This is a genomic window from Bradyrhizobium yuanmingense (genome assembly GCF_025200905.1).
GTDB classification, from domain to species: Bacteria; Pseudomonadota; Alphaproteobacteria; order Rhizobiales; family Xanthobacteraceae; genus Bradyrhizobium; species Bradyrhizobium yuanmingense.
This window is the reverse complement of record NZ_CP104173.1, coordinates 6,790,805-6,815,000: the sequence shown is the minus strand read 5'-3', so window position 1 is coordinate 6,815,000 and position 24,196 is coordinate 6,790,805. Positions and strand designations below refer to the sequence as shown.

21 protein-coding genes (1 of these 21 only partly in view) are annotated in these 24,196 nt (G+C 64.3%); 10 read left to right on the top strand and 11 right to left on the bottom strand.

Translation table 11 applies throughout. The annotated features are described in order from the left end of the window. From N2605_RS31585 to N2605_RS31565, 5 genes are all read right to left on the bottom strand, one after another. On the bottom strand, positions 1 to 575 hold the 5' portion of the coding sequence (locus N2605_RS31585) for a TRAP transporter substrate-binding protein (protein ID WP_035996972.1). It extends 514 nt beyond the left edge of the window; only the first 575 of its 1,089 coding nucleotides appear in the window; its start codon is at positions 573 to 575; its stop codon lies off the left edge, out of view. Between the two features lie 180 nt (positions 576 to 755). Further along, the gene (locus tag N2605_RS31580; RefSeq protein ID WP_225111497.1) at positions 756 to 2,069 is read right to left on the bottom strand and encodes an NAD(P)H-dependent oxidoreductase; all 1,314 of its coding nucleotides are present in this window, start codon (positions 2,067 to 2,069) and stop codon (positions 756 to 758) included. Between the two features lie 153 nt (positions 2,070 to 2,222). After that, complete coding sequence (locus N2605_RS31575; protein WP_225137625.1) at positions 2,223 to 3,023, bottom strand: phytanoyl-CoA dioxygenase family protein; 801 nt, start codon at positions 3,021 to 3,023, stop codon at positions 2,223 to 2,225. A 162-nt stretch (positions 3,024 to 3,185) separates the two neighbouring features. Further along, on the bottom strand, positions 3,186 to 3,863 hold the full coding sequence (locus N2605_RS31570) for a GntR family transcriptional regulator (protein ID WP_225139444.1): 678 nt from the start codon (positions 3,861 to 3,863) through the stop codon (positions 3,186 to 3,188). 140 nt (positions 3,864 to 4,003) lie between these two features. Then, positions 4,004 to 4,903: a sigma-70 family RNA polymerase sigma factor gene (locus N2605_RS31565; RefSeq protein ID WP_225185301.1), complete on the bottom strand. Its 900-nt coding sequence runs from the start codon at positions 4,901 to 4,903 to the stop codon at positions 4,004 to 4,006. A gap of 100 nt (positions 4,904 to 5,003) precedes the next feature. Between N2605_RS31565 and N2605_RS31560 the strand changes: the two genes are divergently transcribed. Further along, positions 5,004 to 5,459, top strand: coding sequence for a carboxymuconolactone decarboxylase family protein (locus N2605_RS31560; RefSeq protein ID WP_225128080.1), 456 nt, complete (start codon positions 5,004 to 5,006; stop codon positions 5,457 to 5,459). Between the two features lies 1 nt (position 5,460). Here the strand turns inward: N2605_RS31560 and N2605_RS31555 are convergent, their stop codons facing one another. Next, positions 5,461 to 6,273 (bottom strand): alpha/beta fold hydrolase, encoded by an 813-nt coding sequence (locus tag N2605_RS31555; protein ID WP_225127841.1) that lies wholly within the window; start codon positions 6,271 to 6,273, stop codon positions 5,461 to 5,463. Positions 6,274 to 6,275: 2 nt separating this feature from the next. Further along, a complete protein-coding gene (locus N2605_RS31550; RefSeq protein ID WP_036020851.1) occupies positions 6,276 to 7,094 on the bottom strand; it encodes an alpha/beta fold hydrolase in 819 nt (272 codons plus the stop codon). A 134-nt stretch (positions 7,095 to 7,228) separates the two neighbouring features. Between N2605_RS31550 and N2605_RS31545 the strand changes: the two genes are divergently transcribed. Further along, positions 7,229 to 7,771, top strand: a complete 543-nt coding sequence (locus tag N2605_RS31545) for a methylated-DNA--[protein]-cysteine S-methyltransferase (RefSeq protein ID WP_035997007.1) — start codon at positions 7,229 to 7,231, stop codon at positions 7,769 to 7,771. Between the two features lie 109 nt (positions 7,772 to 7,880). On the opposite strand, the gene N2605_RS31540 is transcribed toward N2605_RS31545, so the two are convergent. From N2605_RS31540 to N2605_RS31530, 3 genes are all read right to left on the bottom strand, one after another. Continuing rightward, entirely contained in the window at positions 7,881 to 9,035 is a 1,155-nt protein-coding gene (locus tag N2605_RS31540; protein ID WP_036046927.1) for an IS4 family transposase, read from the bottom strand. A 145-nt stretch (positions 9,036 to 9,180) separates the two neighbouring features. Then, positions 9,181 to 10,725, bottom strand: coding sequence for an acyl-CoA synthetase (locus tag N2605_RS31535; RefSeq protein ID WP_260344827.1), 1,545 nt, complete (start codon positions 10,723 to 10,725; stop codon positions 9,181 to 9,183). 117 nt (positions 10,726 to 10,842) lie between these two features. Further along, positions 10,843 to 12,015 carry an acetyl-CoA C-acetyltransferase gene (locus N2605_RS31530; protein WP_035997013.1) on the bottom strand — a complete coding sequence of 391 codons (1,173 nt, stop codon included), beginning with the start codon at positions 12,013 to 12,015 and terminating at the stop codon, positions 10,843 to 10,845. A 232-nt stretch (positions 12,016 to 12,247) separates the two neighbouring features. Between N2605_RS31530 and N2605_RS31525 the strand changes: the two genes are divergently transcribed. From N2605_RS31525 to N2605_RS31495, 7 genes are all read left to right on the top strand, one after another. Next, positions 12,248 to 12,826, top strand: a complete 579-nt coding sequence (locus N2605_RS31525) for a TetR family transcriptional regulator (RefSeq protein ID WP_244608878.1) — start codon at positions 12,248 to 12,250, stop codon at positions 12,824 to 12,826. 55 nt (positions 12,827 to 12,881) lie between these two features. Then, positions 12,882 to 13,640, top strand: coding sequence for an SDR family NAD(P)-dependent oxidoreductase (locus tag N2605_RS31520; RefSeq protein ID WP_024337318.1), 759 nt, complete (start codon positions 12,882 to 12,884; stop codon positions 13,638 to 13,640). Positions 13,641 to 13,883: 243 nt separating this feature from the next. Beyond that, on the top strand, positions 13,884 to 14,690 hold the full coding sequence (locus N2605_RS31515) for an enoyl-CoA hydratase/isomerase family protein (RefSeq protein ID WP_260344818.1): 807 nt from the start codon (positions 13,884 to 13,886) through the stop codon (positions 14,688 to 14,690). A 43-nt stretch (positions 14,691 to 14,733) separates the two neighbouring features. Then, positions 14,734 to 16,605, top strand: a complete 1,872-nt coding sequence (locus N2605_RS31510; protein ID WP_260344816.1) for an AMP-binding protein — start codon at positions 14,734 to 14,736, stop codon at positions 16,603 to 16,605. A gap of 158 nt (positions 16,606 to 16,763) precedes the next feature. After that, a complete protein-coding gene (locus tag N2605_RS31505) occupies positions 16,764 to 17,891 on the top strand; it encodes an acyl-CoA dehydrogenase family protein (protein ID WP_260344814.1) in 1,128 nt (375 codons plus the stop codon). Positions 17,892 to 18,009: 118 nt separating this feature from the next. Further along, on the top strand, positions 18,010 to 19,251 hold the full coding sequence (locus N2605_RS31500) for an acyl-CoA dehydrogenase (protein ID WP_260344812.1): 1,242 nt from the start codon (positions 18,010 to 18,012) through the stop codon (positions 19,249 to 19,251). Positions 19,252 to 19,378: 127 nt separating this feature from the next. Next, positions 19,379 to 20,623: an acyl-CoA dehydrogenase gene (locus N2605_RS31495; protein ID WP_260344810.1), complete on the top strand. Its 1,245-nt coding sequence runs from the start codon at positions 19,379 to 19,381 to the stop codon at positions 20,621 to 20,623. A 67-nt stretch (positions 20,624 to 20,690) separates the two neighbouring features. Here the strand turns inward: N2605_RS31495 and N2605_RS31490 are convergent, their stop codons facing one another. Beyond that, positions 20,691 to 22,283, bottom strand: a complete 1,593-nt coding sequence (locus tag N2605_RS31490) for an ABC transporter substrate-binding protein (protein WP_260344808.1) — start codon at positions 22,281 to 22,283, stop codon at positions 20,691 to 20,693. A gap of 198 nt (positions 22,284 to 22,481) precedes the next feature. On the opposite strand from N2605_RS31490, the gene N2605_RS31485 reads away from it, so the two are divergent. Next, on the top strand, positions 22,482 to 24,143 hold the full coding sequence (locus tag N2605_RS31485) for an ABC transporter substrate-binding protein (RefSeq protein WP_225127965.1): 1,662 nt from the start codon (positions 22,482 to 22,484) through the stop codon (positions 24,141 to 24,143). Positions 24,144 to 24,196: the final 53 nt, after the last annotated feature.

Genomic DNA, 24,196 nt, shown 5'->3' with positions numbered 1-24,196 from the left:
GGCACGCCCCCGACCTTTGCGACAATGGTGCCGGCGAAGCCGCCAACCCGGAATTTCAGGCCCTTGAGATCATCGACGGTCTTGATCTCCTTGCGGAACCAGCCGCCCATCTGAGCCCCGGTCGAGCCGGTCGGCACGCCGATCGCGTTGTGCTCTTTCAAGAGATCATTGAGCATGTCCTGACCGCCGCCCCATATCAGCCAGGAAATGTGCTGACGCGTATTGAGGCCGAACGGCAGCGAGGTGCCGAAGGTGAATGCCGGATTCTTGCCCCAATAATAGTAGAGCGCGGTGTTGCCCATTTCGACGGTGCCGTTGGACACGGCATCGAGCACTTGCAGGCCCCCGACGATTTCGCCGGCCGCGAAGGGTTGGATCTGGAATCTGTTGTCGGTGATCTCCGCGACCCGCTTGCAGAAATACTCGCAGCCGCCGTAGAGCGTATCCAGTGATTTCGGCCAGCTCGCCGCCAGCCGCCATTTCACCTCGGGCATTGATTGTGCGACAGCCGGCGCTGCAATTGCGCTTGCGGCAAGGCCCAGTCCGCCTGCCTTCAGAAATTTACGACGTTCCATGCGTTTCCCTCCTGCGGTGTCGTGTCCTCGACGAGGGATCGCGGTCTTGACGCCGCTTCATCTTTCGCCGGTGGCCGACGTTTCTTGGTGTCCGAAATTCAATGTTCCCGGATCGCAGGCAGCATGACCAAAGGGGAACAGCAAATCAAGCTCGCTTTGGTTGTGCGCCTGCCAAGCCGATCAATGCTGCGGCGCGAACGCGGCTTCCATGGCCTTGCGCGCCTTCACCGTTTCGTTGCCCGGGTCGAATTCGACATCGCTCCAGCGTACCAACGTGCCATGGGCGACGTCGTGCTTAAGCTTGAGGCGATGTGCGAGCCCGATCGGCAGGGCCCCAGCCCTGAGGCTCGCGGCCGCCGGTATCAGCTTGCCCCATACCGTGTAGCCGCCTTCGCCGTCGAGCATCTCCCCGGCACGCAAGTTACGTTTGGCCACGGCGGCGACGTCGCCGCGAAAGCCGTAAGGCTGCCCGGTGGGCTCGCCCCGCAGCGCGGCCGACAGCACCGAGATGTTCAGCTCGAGCCCGATCAGATGGTAGGGCTTGTACATCGCGGCATAGCGTCCGCTCCCATCGGTCTTGAGGCCGTATTGCCTGAAGCAATCGGCGGCATAGTCGTTGGGCGCCTCCAGTACCACATAGACGCCCCAGCGCAGGTCGCGAAACACCGGCCGGCCGTCGCGCTCGAGCGAGGAGACGACTTCGACGACACCGGATCGCTCCAGCACACCGCCGCGCGAGCGCGGCCGCATGATGTGCGGCAGATCATCGACGCCGCACGGCGGAAACGCCAGGCCGTCCGCGGGCACGTCGAGGCCGCAGGCATTGGCGATCGCGGCCATCTCGATCGCCGATTTGGTGCCGTCGAGGAACGAGTTGAACATCTGCGGATTCATGCCGGCCGACTGCGCTTCGCCCGCGGTCAGGCCGTAATGCTGCCAGACACCGTCGGGCGTCACGTCGTGATAGGCCGGCAGGTACTTCGTGCCCTTGCCGGCGGCAATGACGTGAAATCCAGTGGCGCGGGCCCAATCGACCATCTCCGCCGTCAGCGCCGGCTGGTCGCCATAGGCGAGCGAATAGACCACGCCGGCTTTGCGCGCTTCGTCGGCGAGCAGCGGGCCCGCCAGCACGTCGGCTTCGACATTGACCATCACGATATGCTTGCCCGCTGCGATCGCGGCGCGCGCGTGGGCAATGCCGACGGCGGGATTGCCGGTCGCCTCTACCACCACGTCCATGGCGCCGCCGGCAATGGCGCGCGCGCCGTCATCGGTGAACACGGTCGCGGCGATGCGTTCGGCATCCCAGCCGACGGTCCGGCAGGCCTCGCGGGCCCGGTCGCGGTCGATGTCGACGATGATGGGCACCTCCAGCCCCGGCGTGTGCGGCACCTGTGCGAGGAACATCGAGCCGAACTTGCCGGCGCCGATCAGCGCGACACGGATGGGCTTGCCGGCGGATGCGCGGGCTTGCAGGAGGCGGAAGAGGTTCATGGGGGGTCCGAGATCGCTATGGCTGTCAGGTGACACTGTCAAACTTCGTCATTCCGGGGCGCGCGAAGCGCGAGCCCGGAATCCATTTGTCCACAAGCACTGCGGCCCGATGGATTCCGGGCTCGACGCTCCGCGTCGCCCCGGAATGACAGGTTACTCCGCCGCCTGCCGTGGTGCCCGCGCCAACCGCAGCAGCGCATCGTCGTCCACCGTCTTGATCGGCGTGAAATCGCGATGCGCGATGTAGTCCGGCCGGGTCGGTGTGCGGATATGGTTCGAGACCGCATTCAGCGTCAGGTACACGATCTTGCGCGGATAGGGCGTGATGTTGCCGCTGGAGCCGTGCACGAGATTGCCGTGGAACATCAGCATGCCGCCGGGCTTGCCGGTGGGCGCGACGATGCCGCCCTGCTTGACGAGGCGCGTGACCGTATCCTCGTCCAGCGTCCATAGCGGATAAGAGGTGGTGGCAAGATCGTGCGAAGCCTCGAGATCGCCGGCGTTCTGGCTGCGCGGCACCAGCATCAGGGGGCCGTTGATCGGCATCACCTCGTCGAGGAAGATCGCGATGTTCATCGCCCGCGGCTCCGGCATGCCGTCATCGCGCTTCCAGGTGCCGTAATCCTGGTGCCATTGCCAGACGTCGCCGGTGAAGGCCGACTTGGCGTTGATCTTGAACTGGTGCATGTAGACGGGCTCGCCGAACAATTGCTCGACCGGCTCGATCATGCGCGGATGCGCGCCGAGGATCGCGAACGCCTCGTTGTAGAGATGCGCGGCAAAGGCCGTGCGCGGCGCTCCGCTCTTCTCGCGCCAGACCTCCGGCCGGTTGGCCTCATAGATGGCGACCGCCTCGCGCGCGAGCAGGTCGACCTCCTCTTGGGCGAACAGCTCGGGCAGGAACAGCCAGCCCTCGCGGTGGAAGAACTCCAATTGCTCCTGAGACAGTTTCATGGGTCGTCCTCCTGTTTGCTTTGTTTTGTCATTCCGGGGCACGCGAAGCGTGAGCCCGGAATCCATTCCTCCGCAGTCTCTGCCGCCCGATGGATTCCGGGCTCGACGCTCCCGGGCCGCGCTTCGAGCGGTCCCGTCGCGTCGCCCCGGAATGACGGCGTGCTACGCCGCCGCCTCTTCCGTCGCCCGCAATCTCTCCTCGGTCATCCGTCCCGCCGTCTGCGCATGCGCGAGCGCGGCGCGTTCGGCCGCTTTCGCGTTGCCGCTGAAAATGTGCGCGGCAATATCGGCATGCTCCGCCCAGGCGCTGGCGCGATAATCGAGCTCGGAGAGCACCGTCGCCATCGAGCGACGCATGTGCGGCCATTGCGGCGCCATGGTCTCCTCGATCACGGGATTGCCGGCGAGCTGATAGATCGCGCGGTGAAAATCGACATCGAGGGTGATGAGCTCGGATAGCGTGGTGTTGCGGTCGCTGCGGCGCCCGGCGGCGAGCGCTGCCTCCAGTCGCGCGCGTCCCGCTGCGTCGCTGGCCGCGCGCTGAGCGGCAAGCCCGGCCGCCAGCGCGTCGATGGCGCCGCGCACCTCGTAGAGCTGGCGGATGCGCGCGGGATCGAGCTGCGTCACTTCAAAGCCGCGGCGGCCGCTCTCTGCGACCAGGCCCTGCCGGTGCAACAGATGCAGCGCATGCGACACCGGCTGGCGCGACACGCCGAGCCGGTCGGCGAGCTCGTTCTGCCGGATGCGCTGGCCGGGCTGAAGCGTGCGGTCGGAGATCGCCTCCAGGATTCGCGCATAGACCTGGTCGATCAGGTTCGGGAGCGGGTCGAGAGGGATCACGCCGGCAGCTCCAAGCCATCTCGGAATACGGAATTCCGTATTCGAACTTACGCTCGGCGAGGTGGAGCGTCAAGCCGTATCTCGGGCGATCCCAAGGGCTTCACGTCACCCGGGTAAGCTGTTGAATTTCCTGAGTCCGTCTACTGTGCATGGGGTTGTTTTCGCGACAACGGGTCCGGATCTGACCCATCCAGCACCTCCACCTCCATCGTGGCGATGTCGTCCGCATCGGCCACCGCCTCGATCGCCCCGATCCGCTCGCCCACGAACGTCACGCGCAGGGCAATGCGCAGCTGTCCGCCGAGGATGACGGCAGCACCCAACTCACCATCGACCAGCGCCGTGCGCGCCGTCCGGGCGCGGCCCTTGTAGAGCTGCGCGACAGCCTCGGCGCCGCGCACCTCCGCCAGCGAGCCGAGCCGCACCGCGGCCTGATCGGCGCGGAAGACGACCTCGGGATCCAGCACCGCGAGCAGCCCTTCGAAATTGCCCTCGCGCGAGGCTTTAAGAAATGCATCGACGATCCTTCGCTGCTGCGTCAGATCCGTCTCGGGCACCGGTGCGCCCTGCACGCGCCGCCGGGCGCGGCTCGCCAGCTGCCGCGAGGCATCGACCGAACGGCCGACGATCGGCGCGATCTCCTCGAACGGAACGGCGAACATGTCGTGCAGCACGAAGGCGAGCCGCTCCGCGGGCTGCAGCGTTTCCAGCACGACCAGCAGTGCCGCGCCGACGGAATCGGCCATCTCCGCCTCTCGCTCGCTTGTATCGTCGACCGGCTCGGGTACGTGCGGACCCATCGGATCCTCGCGACGCGATTTCCGGGCGCGCAGCATGTCGAGGCAGATGCGCGCCACGACCGTGGTCAGCCAGCCGCGCAAATTCGCGATGTCGGACAGGTCGTAGCGGCTGACCCGCAGCCAAGCCTCCTGCACGGCATCGTCGACCTCGGCGCGCGAGCCCAGCATGCGGTAGGCGACCGCACGCAAATGGTCCCTGCTCGCCTCGAACTGTTCAGTCAGAAAATTTTCTCCGGTCATCGGTCACATTCCCTCGTCGCGATCCGTCATGCCCATGACGAAGCCAATCCGGCCGATGTGACCGGAACCTTCGAAATTCGACAGATGGAGACGCAACATGATGCACGCACGCATGAAACACCCTGTCATGGTCCTGCCGGAGGCCATGAATGTCCTTCAGTCCCTCGGCAACCTGACAAAGCAGGGTCTGCCGGAAAGGCTCCTCGAACTGGTGCACCTGCGCGCCAGCCAGATCAATGGTTGCAGCGTGTGCGTCGATATGCACCCGAAGGTCGCCCGCAGACTGGGCGAAACCGACGAGCGCTTGTTCGCCGTATCCGCCTGGCGCGAGGCACCCTACTTCACCGACGCGGAGCGCGCCGCGCTGGCCCTGACCGAAGCCGTCACGCGCCTCGCCGATCGCGAGGATCCGGTGCCCGATGCGATCTGGAACGAAGCCGCCAAGCACTTCGACGAGCGCGAGCTCGCCACCCTGATCCTCGCGATCGCGACGATCAACGTGTGGAACCGCCTGAACGCGACGATCAAGATGCCGATCGGCGTGTGGAAGGTGTGACCTACTTCGCCAAGAACCTGCTCACCACCTCGCCGAACTCGAGCGGCGCCTGCTCGAACATCCAGTGGCCGGCGTTCGCGATCACCGCCGTCTCGGCGCCCGCGATGTGCGCGGCCAGTACGCGCCACATCACCGACAGGCTGCCGGTGGTGGCGCCGCCGCCGATCAGCAGCGTCGGCGTCCTGATTGCCTGCGCATCGCCGAGCGTGTAGGGCCGGCGCTGCTCGTTGATCTGGCCGAGGAAGGTGAGCGCGTTGTCGCGGAGCTGTTGCTTCGCCGCGGCCGGCACGCGCCGCCAGGAGCCGTCGCCCTCGATGCCTTCGTAGAAATTCCGCACCGCGCCCTCGAGGTCGCCGCCGCGGATCATCTCGACGGAGCGCGCCGTGCGGGCCGCCAGCGACGGATGCGCGGGCGTGCCTTCGGGCACAGGCAGGGATGGGTCGAGATCGCCGCCGGGCTCGGCCAGCACCAGCTTGTGCAACAGATCAGGCCGCGCCTGCGCCACGCGGAAGGCGATGTGGCCGCCGCGCGAATGGCCCATCAGGTCGACGGGGCCGGGCCTGACCTGCTCGATGAAGGCAATCGTATCGGCGACGTGCTGCGCCATCTTGTAGTCGTCGCCGACGGCGTCCCAATGCTCGGGAAAGAAGTGCCGCAGGCTGACCGCGATCACGCGATGGGATTTCGACAGCGGACCGAGCACCGAATACCAGGTGCGGAAATCACCGAGTGTGCCGTGCACACAGACCAGTGGCGGGCCCTCACCGACCTCGAGATAGGCCATGTCGTAACCGTTGACGCGGAAGCTTTGCATGGTCAGCTCGCCAGAAAATCCAAAACCACTTCGGAGAATTTCTGCGGCGCCTGCTCGAACATCGGATGCGTCGCGTTCGGGATGATCGCCGTCTTGGAATAGGGCACATGCGCGGCCAGCGCATGCAGCACTTTCGGCAAGAGGCCCTTGGTCCGCGCGCCCAGGATGAACAGCGTCGGCATCTTGATCGCCTCTGCATCCGCCTTTGAGAACGGCGGGCGGCTGTCGCGGACCTGGCCGATCAGCGTAAAGGCATTGTCGCGCAGGTTCTGCTTCACCATCGCGGGCAATCGCGGCCAGGTGCCGGGGCCTTCCAGCGTGTCGACGAAGACGGCGAGCCCGCCGTCGACATCGCCGGCCGCGATCTTCTCGGCCGAGGCCGTGAAGCGCGCCAGCAGCGGCGAGGGGCCGCCGACGTAGTCCGGATCAAGGCTCGCATCGAGCTCGCCCCCGGGCTCGGCCAGGATCAGCCGGCGTAAGAGATCGGGCCGCTGCTGCGCCACGCGGAAGCAGATATGCCCGCCGCGGGAATGGCCCATCAAATCGACCGGTCCCACATCGAGCTTGTCGATGAAGGCGATGACGTCCTCGACATGCTGGGCGATCGAATAGGTGTCACCGACGCCGTCCCAGCGCTCCGGGAAGAAGTGCCGCAGGCTGACGGCGATCACCCGGTGCCGCTGCGTCAGCGGCCCCAGCACGCAGCCCCAGACGCGGAAGTCATTCAGCGATCCATGCACGCAGACCAGAGGCGGACGGCCCCTGTCTTCGCCCACATCGAGATAGGGCATGTCGTAACCGTTGACGTGGAGGCTCTGCATGATGGACTCGGGAGAGGATTGGAACGCCTGTGCAAGATTCCCGGAAACCGGGTGGATCGCAACTATTTCCAAGCCTAGATTTGGCACGACATCAAAGTGGGGGCCTGCAACGGAAGCAAGCCAGGAACCTAGACATGACCGACCAGCATTTTGCCCTGTTCGACACAAGGATCGGCCTGTGCGCCATCGCCTGGGGCCCGCGGGGCATCAACGGCACGCAATTGCCGATGGGCGGCGAGCAGAAGATCCGCACCCGCATCAGCCAGCGTCATGCCGACGCCGTTGAGACCGAGCCGACCGCCGAGGTGCAACAGGCGATCGATCGCATGACAAAACTGCTCGCCGGCGAGCCGGATGATCTCACCGACATTCCGCTCGACCTCGACGGCGTGCCCGAGTTCAATCGCAGCGTCTACGACATCGCCCGGGCGATTCCGCCGGGCAAGACCATCACCTATGGCGACATCGCAAAACAGCTCGGCGGCGTCCAGCTGTCTCGCGACGTCGGCCAGGCGCTCGGCCGCAACCCGTGCCCGATCGTCGTGCCCTGCCATCGCGTGCTCGCCGCGGGCAACAAGCCCGGCGGCTTCTCGGCGAATGGCGGCGTGGTCACGAAGCTGAAGATGCTGGAGATCGAAGGCGCGCTGGTGAACCACACGCCGAGCTTGTTCGATTGAAGATACCAAAGCTTGCTCGGCGTCATGGCCGGGCTTGACCCGGGCATCCACGTGTTCCTTTGCGGTACAAAGAACGTGGATGCCCGGGACAAACCCACGGCTGTCCGGTTTAAATTTGGCATAGTCTTAGGCTCATCTGGCGGTCATTTTTGATAATCGGGGGCGGTAGGTCGAGAAGGTGATCGATCCGGCGCCGCTGCATGAGATTTTGAGCGACCAGACGGGTGAAGATCAGAAGGTTCTCGACGCTTTGTTGCGCTTTGTGGGCCGAACGCAAGAGCAGGAAGGCGATCAGCGCGATGGCGATCTGGATGCGCACGGCATTCTCGGACGTGCCGAAGAAGTGACGGATTTTGAGAGTGTGCTTGACCCAGCGGAAGAACAGCTCGATCTGCCAGCGCCTCTTGTAGAGTTCAGCAATTTCGTCGGCCGGGGCATCGAGATCATTGGTCACGATGCGCAGGATCTTGCCAGTCTCGGTGCGAACCGTGATCTCGCGCACCGGATCCCTGAAGGGGTTTTTGCGGGACTTTGCCTGCCGTGCAGGCAACAGACCTATGCGGTCGGAGAGCGCGCAGGAGCCTTCAGGCAGCTTGTTCTCAACTATGTCGCTCAGGGGCGTGTTGACCTTGAGCCGGGTCACCAGGCGGCATCCCGCAGCGTCGAGCTCAGCCCACCAGCCATAGTCGTAGTAGCCGAGGTCGAAGATATAGGTGGCCCCGGGGCGGATCGGCATAGCCTTGGCGACGGTGATGTCGTTGACATTGGCGGGCGTCAGCTCGGCGAAGCTCGGACGCTCACTGTCCGGATTGTAGACGATATGCAGCTTGACCCCATGCACGCCGGAGCAAAACCGCGCCCAATCGGAACTCAGAGAGTTCAGCCGAAAGCCGGTCGAATCGACCAGATACACCGCTTCGGCCACTTTATCGGCAAGATCACGTTCGCAGCGGCCCATCAGCGCCGCCAACAGTTCGGCAAACACCGCGCTGGACCGCTTGGCGTTGGCGTCAGCCAAAGTCGATCGCGACAGCTCTTTGGTTCCGAGATGGTAAAGCCGTGCGGCATGGCTCTCGAAGGATGCTTCGATCGATCGTAGGCTTTGGGCGTCCGAAAGCTGCGCGTACAGCATCGCAACAAACTGATCCTGTGTGCTGAGCCGCCGCACCCGCTTATTGGCCTGGTACCTGTCCACAAGCCGATCCAGAACACCCCACGGCACCAAGTTCAGAATGCCGTGAAATACTGTATTGTGGTGGCGCATGGCGGGACTCTCCTGGCGTGTCTCGAACATTTGGCGATGCTCAAGACCGTAGAAGAATCCACGCCATGCGCCCTGTCCATGAAAATTAAACCGGACAGCCGTGGGACAAACCCGGGCATGACGGTGTTGAGAGCGGCCGCTCGCCCTAAATCTTCGCCGCCGTCTTCGGCCAATACTTATCGCGCAAATGCCGCTTCACCAGCTTGCCGGTCGGCGTGCGCGGCAGCTCGGCTTCGAAATCGACCGAGCGCGGGCACTTGATGGCGGAGAGGCGGCTCTTGCAATAGGCGATCAAATCGGCCTCCAGCGCCTTGCCGGCGCGGCTCATGTCGTGCGGCTGCACCACCGCCTTGACCTCTTCGCCCATCTCCTCGTTCGGCACGCCGAACACCGCGACGTCGGCGACCTCGGGGTGCGTGATCAGCACGTCCTCGGTCTCCTGCGGATAGATGTTCACGCCGCCCGAGATGATCATGTAGGACTTGCGGTCGGTGAGATAGAGGAAGCCGTCCTTGTCGAGATAGCCGACATCGCCGAGCGTCGACCATCCCTTGGCGTTGTAGGCCTTCTTCGTCTTCTCGGGGTCGTTGTGATAGGTGAAGGCGGGCGCGTCGGCGAAATAGACCGTGCCGATCTCACCGACCGGCTGCTCCTCGTCGTTCTCGTCGAGAATCTTGATCTTGCCGACCACGGCGCGGCCGACGCTGCCGCGATGCTCCAGCCATTGCTGCGAATTGCAGACGGTGACGCCATTGCCTTCAGACCCGGCGTAATACTCGATCAGGATCGGCCCCCACCATTCGATCATCTTGGCCTTGACGTCGATGGGGCAGGGCGCGGCGGCGTGGATCGCGCCCTTCAGGGTGGAGACGTCGTACCTCGTGCGCACCTCGTCCGGCAGCTTCAGCATGCGCACGAACATGGTCGGCACCAGCTGCGATTGTGTCACCTTGTACTTCTCGACCAGCTTCAGGAACTCTTCAGCGTCGAAATGCTCCATGATGATGGAGGTGCCGCCGAGCACGATCGCCATCATGTTGAAGCGCAGGGGTGCCGCATGATAGAGCGGCGCCGGCGACAGATAGGTGCTCTCCGCATTCATGCCGCACATGTCGGCGCAGAGCACGCGGAGGAAGGCGTTCGGCACGTCGATCCTGTTGCCTTCGAAAGCCTTCTTGATTCCCTTAGGGCGCCCGGTGGTGCCCGACGAATACAGCATGTCGTAGCCGGCGACCTCGTCGGCGATCGGCGTCGTCGGCTGCGCGGCGGCTTCCTTGTCGTAGGAGCGGAAGCCGGGCAGCGGGTCGTCCATCATGTAGAAGATCGGCTCGCCGGGCGTGCCTTTGATCAGGCCCTTGATCTGGTCAGCGCATTTCGGCGTCGTGATCACGACCTTGGCGCCGCAATCGGCGATGATGTAGTCGATCTCGTCTTGCTTCAGGTAGCGGCTGATCGCGGTGTAATAGAGCCCGCTGCGCTGTGCCGCCCAGCACAGCTCCATGAAGGCGAGCCGGTTCTCCATCAACAGCGCGATGTGGTCGCCGGCCTTGAGGCCAAGCGAGCGGAACAGCTGCGCGCCCTGGTTCGAGAGCTCGTCGAGCTCGCGATAGGTGATCGCTTTGCCGGTCCCGGCCATCTGGTAGGCGATCTTGTCGGGCGTCGTCTTTGCGTGGATACAGGGGTGGGTCATGGCGTTTCCTCAAAACGCGAATGGCGAGTAGCGAGTGGCGAATAGGGAAGAAGGGCAAACCGCTCTTCGCCTACTCACCATTCGCTACTCGCCACTCGCTACTCGCTTTTGTTCTTCTTACAGCCGCTCCACGATCGTCACATTCGCCATGCCGCCGCCTTCGCACATGGTCTGCAGGCCATAGCGCTTGCCGCGCTGGTGCAGCGCGTGGACCAGCGTCGTCATCAGCTTGGTGCCGGAGCCGCCGAGCGGATGGCCGAGCGCGATGGCGCCGCCGTTGACGTTGAGACGCTCCGGGTCGGCGCCGGTGGTCTTCAGCCAGGCGGTCGGCACCGAGGCGAAGGCCTCGTTGACCTCGAACAGGTCGATGTCGCCGATCTTCATGCCGGCCTTCTCCAGCGCGCGCTTGGTGGCGTGCAAGGGAGCATCGAGCATGATCACGGGATCGCCGCCCGTCATGGTCATGTGATGGATGCGGGCGAGCGGCTTGACGCCGAGCTGCTTCAGGCCCTTCTCGTTCACCACCATGACGCCGGAGGCGCCGTCGCAGATCTGGCTGGCGCTGGCCGCGGTCAGCTTGCCGTTCTCGGCGATCAGCTTGACGCCCTTGATGCCGTCGAGCGTGACGTCGAAGCGGATGCCTTCGTCGATGTGGTGGGTGTCCTTGCTGCCGTCGGCACGGGTGATCTCGAGCGGCACGATCTCCTTCTTGAAGTGACCTGCTTGCGTCGCCGCGATCGCGCGCTGATGGCTGTCGTAGGAATATTGATCGAGCTCATCCTTGGAGAGGCCGTACTTCTCGGCCATCATCTCCGCGCCGGTGAACTGGCTGAACACGATGTTCGGATATTTCCTCTCGATGCCCGGGCTCTTGTAGTTGCCAAAGCCGTTCTTGGCCGGAAGCTGCGATGACAGGCCCATCGGCACCCGCGTCATCGATTCCACCCCGGCCGCGATCACGACGTCCATCGCACCCGACATCACCGCCTGCGCGGCGAAGTGCAGCGCCTGCTGCGAGGAGCCGCACTGACGATCGATCGAGGTGCCTGGCACACTCTCCGGCAGCTTCGAGGCCATGATCGCGTTGCGCGCGACGTTGTTGGACTGTTCGCCGACCTGCATCACGCAGCCCATGATCACGTCCTCGACCTGAGCCGGGTCGACCTTGGTGCGGTCGACCAGCTCGTCCAGCACCTTCGCGGCGAGATCGGCCGGATGCCAGCCGGCGAGACGGCCCCCCTTGCGCCCGCCGGCGGTGCGCGCAGCGGCGACGATGTAAGCCTCGGCCATTTCGGTCTCTCCCATGATTATTTTGGATTGGGTTGTCGGGGCGGATTTAAGAGGCGGATCATCGTTTAGTCAATCGATCAATTAACTCTTGTGATGAGGCGCTGCTTGCGCTTATCTGCGCCCCGCTTCCAGCGGCCAAACAGGGATCTCCGTGGCGACCAGCGTACCGAACAGGCTCCCCAGCGGGAAAAATTCCACGGCAGAGAAATTGCTGGTGGCCGCGAGCGAGCTGATGATCGAACGCTCCTCGATCGAGATCTCGCTGTCCGATATTGCGCAGAAGTCGGGCGCCAACGCGGCCCTGGTCAAATATCACTTCGGCAACAAGGACGGCCTCTTGCTGGCGCTGCTGGCGCGGGATGCCGCGACCGAGATGACCAATCTCGAATATCTGCTGGCACAGCCGATCACGTCGACAGCGAAGCTGAAGCTGCACATCGCCGGCATCATCCGTGCCTATCACCGGTTCCCCTACATGAACCGGCTGATCCACTATCTCTTGCACGAAACCAGCGCGAGCTCTGCCGACGAAGTCTCGAAATTCTTCGTTGCCCCGCTGCTGGACTTCCATCGCCGCCTGCTGGCGGAAGGCGTCAGCCGCGGCGAATTCCGCCCGACTGATCCGGTACTGTTCTACACCAGCCTGATCGGTGCCTGCGATCACCTGTTCTTCGGCCGGCACGCGATGTCCCGCGCCACCGGCGTCGGCCCGGTCACTGACGATGTCTGCCGGCAATACATCAAGCACATGGAAACGCTGATCTGCGGCGGCATCCTCACGCAAGCCGGGGAAGCCGCTGCGGCCGGATAGTCCGGCCGACACGTGACAAGTCTAGAGAAGAAACGCTCAAGGAAAGGTACAAGCGATGCAATTAAAAGACGTAGCCGTTCTCATCACCGGCGGCGGCTCGGGCCTTGGTGCCGCGACCGCCCGCGCCATGGCCGCCAAGGGCGCCAAGATCGGCGTGATCGATCAGAGCAAGGAAAACGCCGAGAAGGTGGCCGCCGAAGTGAAGGGCGTCGCGCTGCACGCCGACGTCACCAGCGAGGAGCAGATCAAGGCAGCGATCGCCAAGGCGGAAGCCGCACACGGCGTCGCCCGCGTGCTGATGAACTGCGCCGGCATCGGCGGCTCGCAGCGCATCGTCGGCCGCGACGGTGTCTATCCGCTCGAAAAGTTCGCACGCATCATCAACGTCAATCTGATCGGCACCTTCAACTGCCTGCGGCTGTTCGCCGAGCGCCTCGTTACTGCGGAGCCGATCGGCGAAGAGCGCGGCGTCATCATCAACACGGCCTCGGTTGCCGCCTACGAAGGCCAGATCGGCCAGATCGCTTATTCGGCCTCGAAGGGTGGCGTCGTCGGCCTGACGCTGCCGGCCGCGCGCGATCTCGCCAGCCAGAAGATCCGCGTCAACACCATTGCGCCCGGCCTGTTCTTCACGCCGCTGCTGATGGGCCTGAACGAAGAGGCCCGCAAGAGCCTGGGCGCCCAGGTGCCGCATCCCTCGCGTCTCGGCGATGCCAACGAATACGGCATGCTCGCGGTGCACATCGTCGAGAACCCGATGCTGAACGGCGAGACCATCCGCCTCGACGGCGCGATCAGGATGGCGCCGAGGTAGGTGCTTTCTTCCTTCTCCCCTTGTGGGAGAAGGTGGCATAGGCGGCCTTAGGCCGCCGTTCTTAAGAACGCCGAAGCGAAGCTTCGGCTACGGCGCCGGATGAGGGGTTGTCTCCACAATCTCATTTGTGGAGGCAGACCCCTCACACAAGCGATTGTGCGGCTAGCGATTTACATGCCCTCTCCCGCAAGGGGAGAGGGCGCAGCAATCGGCGCCGCGACTCGCGGCAAGTGCGAGGCCCCCATGTCCCAACCGCTGCTGATCGAGCATGACGATGGCGTCGACCGGGTGACGCTCAATCGGCCCGAGCACCTCAACGCGCTCGATCCCGCGCTGATCGATGCGCTCAACGATTATTTCCAGGGCCTGCAACGCAATCGCGACACCCGCGTCGTCGTGCTCAAGGGCGCCGGCAAGAATTTCTGCGCCGGCCTCGATCTCAAAGCTGCGATGGCGCGCCGGGCCGGGCAGCAGGAGCCGCCGGGCATCACGGAGTCGCTGGATTCGCAGCGGCGCATCGCCGACATCGTGATGCTGATGCGGCGCTGTCCGCAGCCGATCCTGGCGCTGGTGCAGGGCGCGGCGGCCGGCGGCGGCTTTGCGCTGGCGCTGGCCTCCGACATCCGTGTCGCCACGAGATCGGCGCGGATGAATTGCGCTTTCATCAAGCTCGGGCTCGGCGGCTGCGACATCGGCACCAGCTATTTTCTGCCGCGCCTCGTCGGCGTCTCCGTCGCATCCGAGCTGATCCTCACCGGGCGCTTCATCGGAGCGGAGCGCGCGCTCGCGGTCGGCCTCGTCTCGGAGGTCGTGGACGAGGACAAGCTCGATGACGCGGCCGCGCCTTATATCGAGGCGATGATGACGGCCTCGCCCGTGGGCCTGCGGCTATCCAAGGAATGCCTCAACATGAGCGTCGATGCCGGCTCGCTGGAAGCTGTGATCGCGATGGAGGATCGCAACCAGGTCCTGTGCAGCCGCTCGGAAGAGTTTTCGGAAGGCATCAGGGCCTTCCTTGAGAAGCGAAAGCCTGTCTATATCAGGCGCTGAACGATGAAGATCCGCAAAGGACAGTAATTCCGGGAGACGCAAAATGAGTGGAAGCGCGGCGGCAGCGATGACGAAGCCCGCCTTTCGCAAGGTCCAGTGGCTCGCGCGCGACATCGACGTCGAGCGTCGCGGCGACGGCACGGTGGTGCTGAAGTCGCGCATTCCGCTGCAGCCTTATGAGAAGCACATCCCGGCGTCGCTGGCGAAATGGGCGAAGGAAGCGCCCGAACGCATTTGGCTGGCGCAGCGCGGCGGTCCGAACCGCGAATGGCGTAAGGTGTCCTATGGCGAAGCCAAGCGCATTGTGGACGCGCTGACGCAAGGCCTGCTCAATCTCAAACTCGACGGCCGGCCCGTCACGATCCTCTCCGGCAATTCGATCGAGCATGCGCTGATGACGCAGGCCGCGATGCAGGCGCGCGTCCCGGCAGCGCCGGTGTCGCCGGCCTACTCCTTGATGAGCCACGACCACGTCAAGCTGAAGTACCTGTTCGAACTCATCAAGCCGGCCGTATTGATGGTGCAGGACGGCCCGACCTTCGAGAAGGCGCTGAAGGCGCTCGACCTCCGCGGCGTCACAGTCGTTCACGTCGCTCGGCCCTGCGAGGGCATCAAGAGCGTCAGCTTCGCCGAGCTCGCGGCAACGCCTGTCATGACCGATGTCGAGGCATCGATCGCGAAGATTACGCCGCAGACCGTCGGCAAACTGCTGTTCACATCAGGCTCGACCGGCATGCCCAAGGCCGTCATCAACACGCAGGAGATGATGTGCGCCAATGCGGCGATGATGATGCAGGTGCGGCCGCGCGATCCGAACGGGCCGATCTCGACCATGCTGGACTGGATGCCCTGGAACCACACCATGGGCGGCAATGCCGCGTTCCACCCGATCCTGGTCGACGGCGGCACGCTCTATATCGACGACGGAAGGCCGATGCCGGGCCAGTTCGAGGAGACCCTGCGCAATCTGCGCGAGATCTCGCCGACCTATTATGCCAACGTGCCGGCCGGCTATGCCGCGCTGGCAGCGGCCATGGAGAAGGACGACGCGCTCTGCCGTTCCTTCTTCAAGAATCTCTCGATCATGGCCTATGGCGGCGCGCGTCTGCCCGACGATCTCTACAACCGCATGCAGGCGCTGGCGGTGAAGACGACAGGCGAGCGCATCGTGTTCTACACCGGCTGGGGTTCGACCGAGACCGCGCCGACCTCGACCGGCACCTATTGGGACACCGAGCGCGTCGGCCTGATCGGCCTGCCGTTCCCCGGCGTCGAGTTGAAGATGGTGCCGTGCGGCTCGAAATACGAATTGCGCCTGCGCGGCGTCAATGTCACGCCCGGCTATTTCGGCCAGCCTGAGCTGACGAAGAAGATGTTCGACGAGGAAGGTTTTTATTGCATCGGCGATGCCGGCGTCTTCGTCGACGATTCCGATCCGGTGCAAGGCATCATCTTTGCCGGCCGCGTGGTGGAGGACTTCAAGCTCACCACGGGCACATTCGTACATGTCGGCTCGCTGCGGACCGATGCGATCGCGGCCGCCACGCCCGTGGTGCACGACGCGCTGGTCGCGGGGCAGGACCGTCCCTTCATCGGCCTCCTGGCCTGGCCGAACCTGCACGCCTGCCGCCAGCTGGTCGGCAATCCCGATCTCAGCTTTGCGGATGCTGTGAAGCATCCCGAGGTGATCGCTTGCTTCAGGCGCGGCCTGGAAGCCCACAACCGTGAATGCGAAGGGGCCAGCAGCCGGATCATCGCGCGCGCGATGCTGATGGTCGAGCCGCCTTCGATCGACGGCAACGAGCTCACCGACAAGGGCTACATCAACCAGCGCGCCGGCCTGGAACGCCGCGCCGCGCTGGTGGAGCGGCTCTATGCGGACAAGCCGGATGAAGATGTGATCGTGCTGAAATGAAGACGACACTCGCTCCATTCGTCATTCCGGGGCGCGCGCAGCGCGAGCCCGGAATCCATCGGGCCGCATATGCGTGGCGAAATGGATTCCGGGTTCGCCGCTGCGCGGCGCCCCGGAATGACGGCAATAAATGACAACGAATAAGAGGTAAGCCCGCCATGAACTTCGACTTCTCCGACGACCAGAAGCAGCTCCGTGATCAGGCGCGCAAGTTCCTCACCGAGAAATGCTCGCCCAAGGCCGTGCGCGTCGTGCTCGACGGCAAGGCGCCTTACGACAAGGAGCTGTGGAAAGGCCTCGCCGAGATGGGCTTCCTCGGCGTCGCCATTCCGGAGGAGTTCGGCGGCGCCGGCGCCGGTCATCTCGAGCTGTGCGTGATCGCGGAAGAAATGGGCCGGGCCAACGCGCCGGTGCCGTTTTCCTCGACCGTGTACCTCGCCGCCGAAGCGCTGCTGATCGCCGGCAGCGAGGCGCAGAAGAAGAAATGGCTGCCGGCGGTTGCTTCCGGCGAGGCCATCGGCACGCTGGCGCTGTTCGAGGGCAAGGGCAACCCGGCGCCAAAGAACGTCAAGCTTACGGCCGCGAACGGCGTGCTCAACGGCGTCAAGAAGCCGGTCGCCGATGGCGCGATCGCGGATTTTGCGGTGGTCGCCGCGCGCACGGGATCGAGTGGGCGCGACAATGACATCTCGCTGTTCCTGGTCGATCTCAAAGCCGCCGGCGTCGATGTGAAGAGCCTCACCAACCTCGATCCGACCCGCGGACAGGCCGAGATCACCTTCAAGGACGTCAAAGCCGAGCCGCTCGGAGCTGCGGGTGACGGCTGGAGCATCCTCACCCAGGTGCTCGACCGCGCCGCGGTGCTGTGCGCGTTCGAGCAGGTCGGCGGCGCCGATCGCGCGCTGGAGATGGGCCGCGACTACGCGCTGGACCGCATCGCCTTCGGCCGGCAGATCGGCTCATTCCAGGCGGTCAAGCACATGCTCGCCGACATGTACGTCTCGGCGACGCTGGCGCGCTCCAACAGCTATTACGGCGCCTGGGCGCTCTCGACCAATGCGGCCGAACTGCCGGAAGCCGCCGCCGCCGCGCGCATCAGCGCGACGCAGGCGTTCCAGCACTGCGCCAAGAACAACATCCAGGTTCACGGCGGCATGGGCTTCACCTGGGAATTCGACTGCCACATGTACTATCGCCGCGCCAACGCGATGGCGCTCGGGCTCGGCAGCCTCACTTATTGGGAAGATCAGCTGATCGATCGGATGCGGAAGAAAAACGCAGCGTAACGACAGGTGCGTAGGGTGGGTTAGCCGAAGGCGTAACCTACCACGGACCGGCAGTGCTCGACAGAATTGGTGGATTACGCCTCCGGCTAATCCACCCTACGGACAACAGAGAACCAAGATGAACTTCGACGACACCCCGCAGGAAGCCGAGTTCCGCGCCACCGCCCGCGCCTGGATCAGTGCGAACGCGCCCAAGCAATACGAGGACGAGCTGCGCAAATCCTCACTCGGCCGCACCGTGCTCAAGAACGCTGACATTCTCGAAGTGGCAAAAGCCTGGCAGAAGAAAAAGGCCGACGCCGGCTGGGCCTGCCTGCACTGGCCCAAGGAATATGGCGGCCGCGGCGCCTCGCCGATCGAGCGCGTGATCTGGCAGCAGGAGGAGGGGCCGTTCGGCCAGCTGTCCCGCATGTTCATCATCGGTCACGGCATGTGCGGGCCGACCATGATGGCGTTCGCGCGCGAGGAGCATAAGCGCACCTATCTGCCGCCGCTCGCCTCCGGCGAGAAGGTCTGGTGCCAGCTGTTCTCCGAGCCCGCCGGCGGCTCGGATGTCGCGGGCCTGCGCACGCGCGCCGAGAAGGACGGCGACGACTGGATCATCAACGGCCAGAAGATCTGGACCTCGGGTGCACATTATTCAGACTACGGCATCCTGCTCACGCGCACCGATCCGACCGTGCCCAAGCACAAGGGCCTCACCATGTTCTTCCTGGACATGAAGAGCCCCGGCGTCGAGGTGCGGCCGATCAAGCAGGCGAGCGGTGCCTCGGATTTCAACGAGGTCTATTTCACCAATGTCCGCATCCCCGACCATCAGCGCCTCGGCGAGGTCGGTGACGGCTGGAACGTGTCGCTGACCACGCTGATGAACGAGCGCAGTGCGATCGGCGCGGCCGTCTCGACCGGTTTCCCCGAATTGTTCGAGTACTGCTCCAGCTTGATGCTCGACGACGGCCCGGCGATCGAGGATCGCGCGGTGCGATCCAAGCTGGCGAACTGGGCGGTGAAGGCAAGCGGACTGAAATACACCAGCATGCGCGCGATCTCGGCGCTGTCGAGGGGCGAACGCCCGGGACCGGAGAACTCCATCGGCAAGCTGGTGGCCGGCTCCATGATCCAGGACGTTGCGACCTACGCACTGGATCTGCAGGGCACGGCCGGCGTCGTCAGCGGCGAGGATGGCGAGCTGGCCGGCCGTTTCCAGGCCATGCTGCTGCGTGCGCCGGGTACACGCGTCGAGGGCGGCACCGACGAGATCATGCGCAACATCATCGCCGAACGGGTCCTGGGCCTGCCCGGCGACATCCGCGTCGACAAGGACGTGCCGTTCAACAAGATCCCGACGAAGGGAAGATGACTCCGAATTCGTAGGGTGGGTTAGCGAAGCGTAACCCACCACGTTCGCAACGATACTCGACAGAAGTGGTGGGTTACGCCTTCGGCTAACCCACCCTACGCACCGCGCAAGGATTGAGAGGTCCGCCATGAATTTCGACGACACCCCGCAGGAAGCCGCGTTCCGCGAGACCGCGCGCAAATGGATCGAGGCCAATGCGCCGAAGGAATTGCAGGCCGAGCTGTCAAAGTCCTCGCTTGGCCGCATCCGCCTTGCCAATCGCGACATCGTCGATGTCGGCAAGGCCTGGCAGAAGAAGAAGTTCGAGGGCAATTGGGCCTGCCTGCATTGGCCCAGGGAGTATGGCGGCCGCGGCGCGACGCCGATTGAGAAGGTGATCTGGCAGCAGGAGGAGGGCGTCTACGGCAAGCTGACGCAGCCGTTCCAGATCGGCGAAGGCATGTGCGGCCCGACCGTGATGGCGTTCGGCAGCGAGGAGGCCAAGCGCCGTTACTTGCCGAAGCTCGCATCGGGCGAGGAGATCTGGTGTCAGCTGTTCTCCGAGCCGTCTGCCGGCTCCGATGTCGCGGGTCTGCGCACCCGTGCCGAGAAGAAAGGCGATAATTGGGTCGTCAACGGCCAGAAGATCTGGACCTCGGGCGCGCATTATTCCGACTATGGTCTTTTGATCGCGCGCACCGATCCGAACGTGCCCAAGCACAAGGGCCTCACCATGTTCTTCCTGGACATGAAGAGCCCCGGCGTCGAGGTGCGGCCGATCAAGCAGGCCAACGGCATGCAGGAGTTCAATGAGGTCTATTTCACCGATGTCGTGATCCCCGACAGCCAGCGGCTGGGTGCCGTCGGCGACGGCTGGAACGTCTCGCTGACCACGCTGATGAACGAGCGCATGTCGATCGGCGCGCGGCTCGCGACCGGCGTGCCCGAAATGTTCGAGCTCTGCTCGAACCTGATGCTGGAGGATGGCCTCGCCATCGACGATCCCGCCGTGCGCTCCAAGCTGGCGACCTGGGCAGCAAAATCCAACGGACTGAAGTACACCAGCTACCGCACCATCTCGGCGCTGTCGAAAGGCGAGCGGCCGGGCCCGGAGAATTCGATCGGAAAGCTGGTCTCGGGCATGATGCTGCAGGACATCGCGACTTACGCCATGGACCTGCAGGGCGCGGCCGGTGTTCTCACCGGCAACGACGAGGAAACGGCGCAGGGCCAATTCCAGCAGATGCTGCTGTCCTCGCCCTCGATGCGCATCGCCGGCGGCACCGACGAGATCCTGCGCAACATCATCGCCGAGCGCGTGCTGGGCCTGCCGGGCGACATCCGCGTCGACAAGGACGTGCCGTACAACAAGATCCCGACCAAGGGGCGGTGATCGCGCGCAGCGCGGCTATTCCGGGTGGGGAACGGCGCAAAGCGCCGTGCCCGCCCTTGCCCGTTGCTCACTCCACCCCGATCGTCGTCAGGTCCTGGAACCAGTGCTGCGCCTGCACGAACTGCTTGATCTTCGGTGACAGCGCGTGCGGGTTGGTGTCGTGGACGACCCACACCAGCGTGGCATCGTCCACGATCTGCGCATGCGCCTGCGCCAGCAATTGGTCCTGCTTGGTACTATCGAAAGTCTGCTTGGCCTCGTCGATCAGCGCGTCGACCTTTGGGTTCTTGTAGCCGCCCCAATTGACGCCCACCGGCGCGATCTGGCCGGAATGGAAGAAGCGGACGATGGCGTAGAGCGGATCCGAGGTGACATAGGCGATGTTGTTGGAGGTGATGCCGGCGTTCATCTCGTCGGCGGCGCCCTTGCGCCAATGGGTATAGAGCGTCTCCAGCTCGACTACCTTGAAGTCGATCTCGATGCCGATCTCCTTGAAGCTCTGCTGCAGGAATTCGTTCATCGGCAGTGACAGCATCTGGCCGGTGCCGCCTTGCGCGATGATGAAGGTGGTCTTCAGCGGCTTTGCTTTGGAATAGCCCGCTTCCTCCACCAGCTTCTTGGCGGCGGCGAGATCATATTTCAGCTCGAAGCTGGGCTTGCCGAACCACGGGCTCGACGGGTCGACCTGGCCCTTGGCGGGCTTGGCGAGGCCGTTCATCAGGCCGACGACTTCGTCGCGGTTGATCGCAAGGTTCAGCGCCTTGCGCAGGCGGATGTCGGTCCAGGGCGAGCCCGGCAGCACGCTGAGGTGATAATTCCAGACATGCGGCGTGACGTTGTCGACCAGCTTCATGCCGGCCGCCTTCAGCTGCGGCACGGCGTCCGGTGCCGGCGTCTCGATCAGGTCGACCTGGCCGGCGAGCAGCGCGTTGGTGCGCGTCAGCGCTTCCGGCATCGGCACCAGCACGATCTTGTCGGCCTTGGGAATGCGTTTCTTGTTCCAGTAGTCCGGATTTTTGCTGAGCTCGGCGAGCTCGCGCGGCACCAGCTTCGTCAGCTTGAACGGGCCGGTTCCGGAGGGCTGGCTGGCGAACTTGTCCCAGTCCTTGCCGAGTTTTTCATATTGCGCCGGGCTCGAGACCAGGAACCACAGCATCTGATAGGGGAAGAAGGAATCCACCGTCTTGGTGATGATCTCCACCGTGAAGTCGTCGATCTTGGCGTAGCTGGCGACGGAGGGGAGGCGGGTCTTGACCTGCGCGCTCTGCCGCTTGTCGAATTGCGGCGCCTTGTCGTTGAGCACCTTGTCGAGATTCCAGATCACCGCATCGGCGTTGAAATCGCTGCCGTCGTGAAACTTTACGCCCTTGCGCAGGGTGAAGCGCCACTTCGTCTTGTCGGCGTCGTCCACCTTCCATTCGGTGGCGAGGCCCGGCACCAGCTTGCCGGGGCGGTCGGCGACATCCATCTCCCAGGCCACCAGCGGATCGTAGATCGTGTAGGCCGTGAACTGATAGGCGCCGGCGCCACGATCTGGCTGGCCAGTGGTGAGTGGAATATCCGCCATCGAGATGCCGTAACGCACCACCGTTTCGGCGTGCGCCGTTGCAGACACCGCCAGTGCAAGCACGGCGAGACAGGTCGATAGACGAATACGCATGGCCCAAAGCTCCAGGGGGATCTGGGACCAAACCTGCAATCTTGATGCCAGAATAGGCAGGGGGCCGATTTCGCCCGTGCGTCATCACAAGGACTTGTCGTCGCAGGGGCAATTCGCAGAAAAAGTTTTCCCTTGGCATAGCCATTGCATACGATTGCATCAAAATTAATCATCGGAAGCCGGAAAGGGACTGAGGCAATGTTTATCAAGAACAACAACACACGGGCGGCGCTGATCGCGCTGTTGGCGCTTGGCAGCGCAGCCGCATGGCCGCGGGTGGCGGCTGCCGAAACTGTGCTGCGCATCGGCATGACTGCTGCCGATATTCCGCGCACGCTCGGCCAGCCCGATCAGGGTTTTGAGGGCAACCGCTTTACCGGCCTCACCATGTACGATGCGCTGACCAGCTGGGACCTGTCCTCTGCCGACAAGGCGAGCGTGGTGATCCCCGGCCTTGCCACCGAGTGGAAGGTCGACGATGCCGACAAGACCAAATGGACCTTCAAGCTGCGCCCAGGCGTCACCTTCCATGACGGCTCGCCGTTCAACGCCGACGCGGTGGTGTGGAACGTCGAGAAGGTGCTGAAGCAGGATGCGCCGCAATTCGACGCCAGCCAGGTCGGCGTCACGGCCTCGCGCATGCCGACGCTGGCCTCCGCGAAGAAGATCGACGACATGACCGTCGAGCTCACCACCAAGGAGCCCGACAGCTTCCTGCCGATCAATCTCACCAATCTGTTCATGGCAAGCCCGGCGAAGTGGCAGTCCTTCTACGACAAGGCCGAAGGCGCCGACGCCAAGGCGAAGTCGCAGGCCGCATGGACCGCCTTCGCCAGGAGCGCCTCGGGCACCGGCCCGTGGAAGATGGCGAGCTTTACGCCGCGCGAGCGGCTCGAGCTGGTCAAGAACCCGGACTATTGGAACAAGGCGCGCGTGCCCAAGGTTGACAAGATGGTGCTGCTGCCGATGCCGGAAGCCAACGCGCGCACCGCGGCACTGCTGTCCGGCCAGGTCGATTGGGTCGAGGCGCCGGCACCGGACGCGCTGCCCGAACTCAAGCAGCGCGGCTTCAAGCTCTACTCCAACGAGCAGCCGCACGTCTGGCCGTGGCAGTTCTCCCGCGTCGAGGGCTCGCCCTGGAACGACATCCGGGTGCGCAAGGCCGCGAACCTCTGCGTCGACCGCGAAGGCCTCAGGGACGGTCTGCTCGCGGGGCTGATGGTGCCGGCGTCCGGCACCTTCGAGCCCGGCCATCCCTGGCGCGGCAATCCCACCTTCCAGATCAAGTACGACAAGGCGGCTGCGCAAAAGTTGATGCAGGAGGCCGGCTACGGTCCCAACAAGAAACTGACCGTGAAGACGCAGACGTCGGCGTCCGGCTCGGGCCAGATGCAGCCCTTGCCGATGAACGAGTATCTCCAGCAGGCGTTGGCCGAATGCTATTTCGACGTCCAGCTCGACGTCATCGAATGGAATACGCTATTCACCAACTGGCGCCGCGGCGCCAAGGATCCCAGCGCCAACGGCTCGCACGCGACCAACGTCACCTACGCGGCGATGGACCCGTTCTTCGCGCTGGTGCGCTTCCTGCAGTCGGGCATGGCGCCGCCGGTCTCGAACAATTGGGGCTTCATCAACAACCCCAAATTCGACGAGCTGGTGAAGAAGGCGCGCCAGACCTTCGATCCCGCCGCGCGCGACGCCGCACTCGCCGAATTGCACGCAGCCTCCGTCGATGACGCCGCCTTCCTCTACGTCGCCCACGACGTCGGCCCGCGCGCCATGAGCCCGAAGGTGACAGGCGTCGTGCAACCGAAGAGCTGGTTCATCGACTTCTCGCCGGTGTCGATCGCGCAGTAATTCGCGCCACACGCACAGTGCACCCTCTCCCCTTGCGGGAGAGGGTGGCTTCG

What these genes read in the sequence shown, in the direction of transcription:
- N2605_RS31580 (WP_225111497.1), bottom strand. Translation starts at nt 2,069, where the DNA reads ATGAACCTCTTCCGCCTCCTGCAAGCCCGCGCATCCGCCGGCAAGCCC.
- N2605_RS31575 (WP_225137625.1), bottom strand. Translation starts at nt 3,023, where the DNA reads ATGAAACTGTCTCAGGAGCAATTGGAGTTCTTCCACCGCGAGGGCTGG.
- N2605_RS31565 (WP_225185301.1), bottom strand. Translation starts at nt 4,903, where the DNA reads ATGACCGGAGAAAATTTTCTGACTGAACAGTTCGAGGCGAGCAGGGAC.
- N2605_RS31560 (WP_225128080.1), top strand. Translation starts at nt 5,004, where the DNA reads ATGCACGCACGCATGAAACACCCTGTCATGGTCCTGCCGGAGGCCATG.
- N2605_RS31555 (WP_225127841.1), bottom strand. Translation starts at nt 6,273, where the DNA reads ATGCAAAGCTTCCGCGTCAACGGTTACGACATGGCCTATCTCGAGGTC.
- N2605_RS31550 (WP_036020851.1), bottom strand. Translation starts at nt 7,094, where the DNA reads ATGCAGAGCCTCCACGTCAACGGTTACGACATGCCCTATCTCGATGTG.
- N2605_RS31545 (WP_035997007.1), top strand. Translation starts at nt 7,229, where the DNA reads ATGACCGACCAGCATTTTGCCCTGTTCGACACAAGGATCGGCCTGTGC.
- N2605_RS31540 (WP_036046927.1), bottom strand. Translation starts at nt 9,035, where the DNA reads ATGCGCCACCACAATACAGTATTTCACGGCATTCTGAACTTGGTGCCG.
- N2605_RS31535 (WP_260344827.1), bottom strand. Translation starts at nt 10,725, where the DNA reads ATGACCCACCCCTGTATCCACGCAAAGACGACGCCCGACAAGATCGCC.
- N2605_RS31530 (WP_035997013.1), bottom strand. Translation starts at nt 12,015, where the DNA reads ATGGCCGAGGCTTACATCGTCGCCGCTGCGCGCACCGCCGGCGGGCGC.
- N2605_RS31525 (WP_244608878.1), top strand. Translation starts at nt 12,248, where the DNA reads ATGATCGAACGCTCCTCGATCGAGATCTCGCTGTCCGATATTGCGCAG.
- N2605_RS31520 (WP_024337318.1), top strand. Translation starts at nt 12,882, where the DNA reads ATGCAATTAAAAGACGTAGCCGTTCTCATCACCGGCGGCGGCTCGGGC.
- N2605_RS31515 (WP_260344818.1), top strand. Translation starts at nt 13,884, where the DNA reads ATGTCCCAACCGCTGCTGATCGAGCATGACGATGGCGTCGACCGGGTG.
- N2605_RS31510 (WP_260344816.1), top strand. Translation starts at nt 14,734, where the DNA reads ATGAGTGGAAGCGCGGCGGCAGCGATGACGAAGCCCGCCTTTCGCAAG.
- N2605_RS31505 (WP_260344814.1), top strand. Translation starts at nt 16,764, where the DNA reads ATGAACTTCGACTTCTCCGACGACCAGAAGCAGCTCCGTGATCAGGCG.
- N2605_RS31500 (WP_260344812.1), top strand. Translation starts at nt 18,010, where the DNA reads ATGAACTTCGACGACACCCCGCAGGAAGCCGAGTTCCGCGCCACCGCC.
- N2605_RS31495 (WP_260344810.1), top strand. Translation starts at nt 19,379, where the DNA reads ATGAATTTCGACGACACCCCGCAGGAAGCCGCGTTCCGCGAGACCGCG.
- N2605_RS31490 (WP_260344808.1), bottom strand. Translation starts at nt 22,283, where the DNA reads ATGCGTATTCGTCTATCGACCTGTCTCGCCGTGCTTGCACTGGCGGTG.
- N2605_RS31485 (WP_225127965.1), top strand. Translation starts at nt 22,482, where the DNA reads ATGTTTATCAAGAACAACAACACACGGGCGGCGCTGATCGCGCTGTTG.